The following is a 6260-nucleotide window of genomic DNA, read 5'->3' on the forward strand; positions in this document are numbered from 1 at the left end:
CCCGAGCCCCTCCGCAAGCTTCCCACCAGCGTGGAAGGACTCACCGAGCACCTGCAGGCCCGCGCAGATCGCGAGCACCGGTCGACCCGACTCAGCCGCGCGCACCAGGCCACCGCCGGCGCGCAGGTGCTCCGCGGCCAGCAGCTGGGCGACGTCCTCGCCGCCACCCAGGGTGTAGACGTCCAGCGTTTCCGGGACAGCCTCCCCGTAGCGGATGGTGTGGATCTCGGCGGTGATGCCGCGCAGGCGGGCGCGCTGCCGCAGCACGAGCGCGTTGCCGTCGTCGCCGTAGGTGCCGAGCACGTCGGGCAGCACCAGGCCAATGTTGAGCTCTGCCATTATCGTGCGTCCTCCTCGGTCGCGGTGGTTGTCGCCTCGCCGGTGGTGCTGGTAGCGTCCGTGCCGTCAGCCTCAACGGTTGTCGCGCCGCGCCGCTCCAGCTCGCGCTTCAGGTCGCGGAAGGCGGTGTAGTTCGCGAGCACCTCCACGCGCCCCGGCGGGCACGCGAGCACGGCGTCGACCGTGTCCTTGATCAGCGTGTGCCGCACCCCGGCGTAGCCCAGCCGCACGGCCAGGTCGGTGCCGCGCTCACCCGCGGCGAGTACCTGCTGGCCCTCGAAGTCTTCGAAGCGGACGTCCCAAATCCAGGAGAGGTCTTGCCCGTCCGCGACCTGCCCGTTCACGGCAATGACGACGGAGTCCACGTCCCGGTCGATCATCGACAGCGCTTCCTGCCAGCCCGCGGGGTTCTTCGCCAGCATGAGGCGCAGCGTGTGGCCCTCGAATTCGACGAGGGAGTAGCGCCCGGCGACGTCCGTGACCTCCTCTGCGGCGCGCAGCGCGTGTGTGACCGGCACGTCCATGACGACGGCTGCCGCGATCGCCTGGGCCGCATTCCCACGGTTGGCGCGGCCAGGGAGCTGCAGGTTCATGGGCAGGGTTTTCCCGGCATAGCCGAGGCCGTCCTTATCGACCCACCAGGTCGGCTCGGGCCGGCGGAACTCGCGCCCATCCGGGAGCTTCTTCACGGCGTACCAGTCGTCCTCGGTGCGCACGATGTGCCCGCCGGTGCGCGGGCAGCTGGTGGAATCCCCCACGAAGCCGGCGCCGGCGGAAACCCACACGACGTTCGGCGCGTCCCACGCCACGGAGGTGACCTGGACGTCGTCGCAGTTTGCGATCACCGTCATGTTCGGCCGCGCCTCGACGCAGGCCCGCAGCGCGCGTTCGATCTTGTTGATCTCGCCCACGCGGTCCAGCTGGTCGCGGGTGAGGTTGAGCAGGATGAGCACGTCCGCGTCCAGCTTCTCCGCGATATTCGGGACGTGGAGCTCGTCGACCTCGAGCGCGACAACGTCCTTGTCCCGCCCCGCGAGCAGCGCGGAGATGACGCCGGCGTCCATGTTGTCGCCGCCCTCGTTGGTGGCGACGCTGTAGCGGGACGCAAGCGCGTGCGCGAGCATCCGGGTGGTCGTGGATTTGCCGTTCGTGCCGGTGACCAGCACCGTCGGGCGGCCCTGGCCGAGCTGCGCGAGGAGGTTCGGGTCGATGGCGTTGGCGATGAGCCCGCCGATCATTCCACCCGCACCGCGCCCGGTTTTCTGGGACGCCCACGTCGCGAGGACTGCGGCCTGGCAGGCGATGCGGCTGCGCAGGCTCATGCGGCGGGTGCTGCCGTTTCCGTTCGGATTCTTAGTTTTCACGTTTGCCTACGTTAGTCTTGCTGCCTTGTCCGTTCGACCCGCGTCCGCCGCGGCCACGGCGACGTCCACCGCGCTTGCGTTTGCGTTTTGGCTGCTCGGAGTTGTTTTTCCCGGTGTTCTTCGGGTTCTTGCTGTCGGTTTTCTGGGCGCCGGAGCCGTTGTTCTTTCCGGCGTGGTTGCCGCCACTGCCGCCGTTGCCGCCGCCGTTTTGGGAACCATCGTTGGCGCGACCGCCGCCCTGCGAGCCGCCACGGCGACGTCCCCCGCGCGAGCGCTTGCGCCGGTTACCGGAACCCGATCCCGAACCACCGGAACCGGGCCGACCGCCGCCGCGACCACCGGAGCGCTGAGCACTACCGCCGCGGCCGCCACCCCGCTGACCGTTCGCTCGTTGACCACCACGCTGACCTCCACCGCGGCCGGCGTCGGTGCTTCGTGTGCCTTCGGCGACGTCCTCGAGCGCGTCGAGGAACTCCTCGTCGCTGAGCAGCGGGATGTCCTTCCGGTCGGCGTGCATGGCCTTGCCGCGCAGCTCGACGTTCTGATTGCAGACCACCAGGCTGGAGGTGCGGTTCAGCTTCTCGGAGTACACCAGCCCGGCCGCCACGCCCTGCTCGATGAGCTCGTCCGGGTCGCGGGCGACGTCCGGGCTGACCACGAACTCCATGCCCGCGACGAGCTGCCAGGTGCCGTCCTCGCTCACCGGGGTGCCGGGGTTCTCGAGCGGTCGCGGGGCGTTGATGGCGTCCACGCGGATGGCGCCGCGCTGCAAACCGAACTGGTCCGCGGTCAGGTCCTCGGGGTCGAGGCGGACGACGTCGCCGCCGTCCCGGTCTGCCTTTTCCCGCTGTGCCACGTGCAGCGCCCCGAGCAGGCGGGCGTCGGCGACCAGGAGCTTCTCGGCAGGCATGGCGGCCCGCTGATCGGAGGCCGCCGCACCGAGCTCCGGGAGGGCATCAGCCGGGGCGTTATGCGGGTAGAGCTTCGCGACCGCCCGGGCGCGGGGGTCGACGGCAGGCATCTCCTGGCGACGCGTGGTGGCTAGGGTGTCGATCAGTACGGCCGGTTCCGGGGTGGGGATGGCCTTGCTGCGACCACGCCCGCGTCCCTTGCCGGCGCGGCCACGCCCGCGGCCGCGGTTGGCGGCGCGCTGGGCCCGGCGGAACTCGTGGGTGATGAAACCCCAGGCGAAGGGCGCGTCGTGGAGGATCACCTCGCGGCCGTCGAGGGCCGCCTTGATCTCCGCGGCGGCGGTGGCGAAGCCAATCTGCTGGGCCAGCTCGCCGGCGTCGAAGCCGTGCATGTGCCACGGGCCGGGGTCCTCGCTGGGGTTGAGGGCCTGGACGAAGTGACCGACTTCGGCGCCATCGGTGTCGTAGTAGACCGCGGCCAGGGCGATGAGCCGGGCCGTGGTTGGGTGAATCCCGCTGGTGGTGACGGCCACCGCGACGGTGGGGGCGTCCGCAACGCTGGGCGGGGTGGGGATGGTGTGGGCCGGGCTGGGGTGCTCGGAGGGTTCGACGGCATTCCCAGTGGTCGCGGCGCTCGTGCCTGAGCTGCCGGATCCCGAGCGATCCGGGCCGGACTGGTCGGAGCCGTCGCGGCCGGTTGTGGGGTAGCTGGTGGCGTCTGTGTTCGAGCGTCGGCTGCTTGGGCGGAGCGCTTCGGCGGCCTCGACGGCGGATGCGGAGGCGATGGCTGCCGCTGACGGGGAGCCGGCGCGGCGGCTGACCCTGCGGCGGGCGCGGCGACGGGGTGCGGGACGGTCGCCCGAGTCCGAAAACTGCTGGTTATTCATTGGGAACCATGTTAGTCCACGCGTCCCACGGGAACCCCACGCACGACGAAGAGCGGGGCAGAGGAACACCCACCCCACGCACGACAAAGGGCGGGGCCACCAGCGCGACCCCACGCGCCCGTGCCCCGCCCTGTCCCCCCGGGAGCCTCCCTGTTAGCTATTCAGCGCGCGGTTGACCGCGGAGGTCACCGCCTTCAGGGAGGCGTAGGTAATTGAGCCCGCAATACCGGCGCCCCAGACGGGTTGCCCGTTGACCTCGGCCAGCACGTAGGCGGCGGCTTCGGCGTCGTCACCGCTGGTGCGGGCGTGCTGGTTGTACTCCTGGACCTCCACCTCCACGCCCAGGGACTCCAGGGCATCGCAGTACGCGGCGATCGGGCCGTTACCGCGGCCCTTGAGGGTCTTCGGCTCGCCGTTGAACTCGATCTGGGAGGTCACGGCGGATTCCTCGCCCTCGTTCTGGCCACCGTCCACGGTCGTGGAGATTACGTCCACCGGGGTGGTGCGGTCCAGGTACTCGGTGGCGAAGATGTCCCACATGGCTTTCGGATTCACCTCGCCGCCCTCGGCGTCGGTGACCGCCTGGACGATGCCGGAGAACTCCACCTGCATTGGGCGGGGCAGGTCCAGGTTGTGGTCGGTCTTCATGATGTAGGCGACCCCGCCTTTGCCGGACTGGGAGTTCACGCGGATGACGGCCTCGTAGGAGCGCCCGATATCCTTCGGGTCGATCGGCAGGTACGGCACCTCCCAGGTGACGTTGCGGACGGCCTCGGTCAGGGTCTCGGAGTCCGCGCTGGCTGGGTCCTCCGGGGCGTCCTCGGCAGCGTCGCGTTCCGCCATGGCTGCCAGGCCCTTGTTGATGGCGTCCTGGTGGGAGCCGGAGAACGCGGTGAACACCAGCTCACCGCCGTACGGGTGGCGCTCCGGGACGCGCAGCTGGTTGCAGTACTCCACGGTGCGGCGGATCTGGTCGATGTCGGAGAAGTCGATCTGCGGGTCCACGCCCTGGGTCAGCATGTTCAGGCCCAGGGTGACCAGGCAGACGTTGCCGGTGCGCTCACCGTTGCCGAACAGGCAGCCCTCGATGCGGTCGGCGCCGGCCAGGTAGCCCAGCTCGGCGGCGGCCACGCCCTCGCCGCGGTCGTTGTGCGGGTGCAGGGAGAGGATGATGGAGTCGCGGCGGTTCAGGTTGCGGTGCATCCACTCGATGGAGTCCGCGTAGACGTTCGGGGTGATCATCTCCACCGTGGAGGGCAGGTTGATGATGATCGGGTTCTCCGGGGTCGGGTCGATGACCTCGACGACGGCGTCGCAGACTTCCTTGGCGTACTCGATCTCGGTGCCGGTGAAGGACTCCGGGGAGTACTCCCAGCGCCAGTTGGTGTCCGGGTAGTCCTGGGCGATTTCCTTGATCAGGTGAGCTGCGTCGGTGGCCAGCTTCTTGATGCCTTTCTTGTCCTTGCGGAAGACCACACGGCGCTGCAGCTCGGAGGTGGAGTTGTAGAAGTGGACGATGACGTTCTTCGCCCCGGCGCAGGCCTCGAAGGTGCGGCGGATCAGGTGCTCGCGTGCCTGGACCAGGACCTGGATGGTGACGTCGTCCGGGATCTTGTTCTCTTCGATGATCTCGCGGACGAAGTCGTAGTCCGTCTGGGACGCGGACGGGAAGCCGACCTCGATCTCCTTGTAACCCATCTTCACCAGCATGTCGAACATGCGGCGCTTGCGCTCTGGGCTCATGGGGTCGATCAGGGCCTGGTTGCCGTCGCGCAGGTCGACAGCACACCACTGCGGGGCGCGGTCGATGACCTTATCCGGCCAGGTGCGGTCCGGCAGGGTGATGTGGTCGACTTCCTCGAAGAAGGGCAGGTAGCGACGGTTCGGCATCTGGGAGTTGCGCTGCTTGTTCCAGGCCGGCTGGTCGGCCGGGATCTCCCCGTTGGGGGTCTGGATCTGGGCTGGTGCGGAGATGAAGGAGTCGGTGTTGCTCATGTTTTCTTCCCTAAGTTTTGTTGGTGTCGTGCTGTGGCAATGAAAAAACCGACCGGCATGCAAAAACCCCGCGACGGGGAGCCGGTCGGTTGTTGGTGTGTCTACCTACTAGGCCCCGCCGCGGCTAATAAGGAGAATGGCGCCGCCGCTGCGCGGGTGAGGGGAAATCATGTGGCTCAGTTTAGCGTGAAACAGAACACATGTCAGTTCCATTGCCCGGGCGGGGGTGTTCACCTAGTGGGAAGTGGTCTCTGGTGGTGAGGCCGGTGCGGGTCTAGAGCTGGTTCGGCGCTAGGGCTGGTTCGTTGTTAAGGCAGCCGCATGATCCACGGGTCCAGGCCGCGCCGGGCATCGCGGATGGCCCGCTCGTTGACCGACGATCCTGGCGCGTTGAGGGCGGCCCGCTCCATGTCATTGGCCCAGTTGGTCGCGGCCTGCTGCACCGGGGTGAGCGGTCGCGCCGGCGCCGGACGCCCGGGCGCACCCATGGTGCCGCGGAAGGCGCGGCGGACGTCGTTGGTCAGTGCGTGCTTGGTGCCCCAGGTGTTCGCAGAGACGGTGAAATCCCGCCCGTAGGTCACAGAGGCGTGGACGCTGCGGCGGTCGTCCGACCAACCCCACTTCGTGCCCACCGCACCCGGCAGGACGGCGGTGCCGTAGTCCTGCGCGTAACCGTCGGCGGCGCGCGGGGTGGCCTGCCGCATCGCGACGAGCACCGGGTCGTTGTAGTTGCGCCGCTTCTTGGCCTCCACGAACTTCATGGA

Annotated in this window: 3 protein-coding genes and 2 pseudogenes; all 5 read right to left on the reverse strand. The window is 68.9% G+C overall.

The genetic code is table 11. From position 1 onward, the window contains the following. A pseudogene (locus tag Q1V78_RS00120) lies at positions 1–339 on the reverse strand (hypothetical protein); the annotation flags it as partial. After that, entirely contained in the window at positions 339–1661 is a 1323-nt protein-coding gene (locus Q1V78_RS00125) for a MurT ligase domain-containing protein (RefSeq protein WP_300610265.1), read from the reverse strand. The pseudogene Q1V78_RS00120 and the gene Q1V78_RS00125, both read right to left, overlap by 1 nt. Positions 1662–1692: 31 nt before the next feature. Beyond that, on the reverse strand, positions 1693–3501 hold the full coding sequence (locus Q1V78_RS00130; protein WP_300610260.1) for a DNA polymerase III subunit epsilon: 1809 nt from the start codon (positions 3499–3501) through the stop codon (positions 1693–1695). A 153-nt stretch (positions 3502–3654) separates the two neighbouring features. Then, positions 3655–5496 carry a 2-isopropylmalate synthase gene (gene leuA / locus Q1V78_RS00135; RefSeq protein WP_300610263.1) on the reverse strand — a complete coding sequence of 614 codons (1842 nt, stop codon included), beginning with the start codon at positions 5494–5496 and terminating at the stop codon, positions 3655–3657. Between the two features lie 308 nt (positions 5497–5804). Then, positions 5805–6260: pseudogene (locus Q1V78_RS00140) on the reverse strand (hypothetical protein); the annotation flags it as partial.

Source organism: Corynebacterium sp. (assembly GCF_030152825.1).
In the GTDB taxonomy this organism is placed as follows: Bacteria; Actinomycetota; Actinomycetes; order Mycobacteriales; family Mycobacteriaceae; genus Corynebacterium.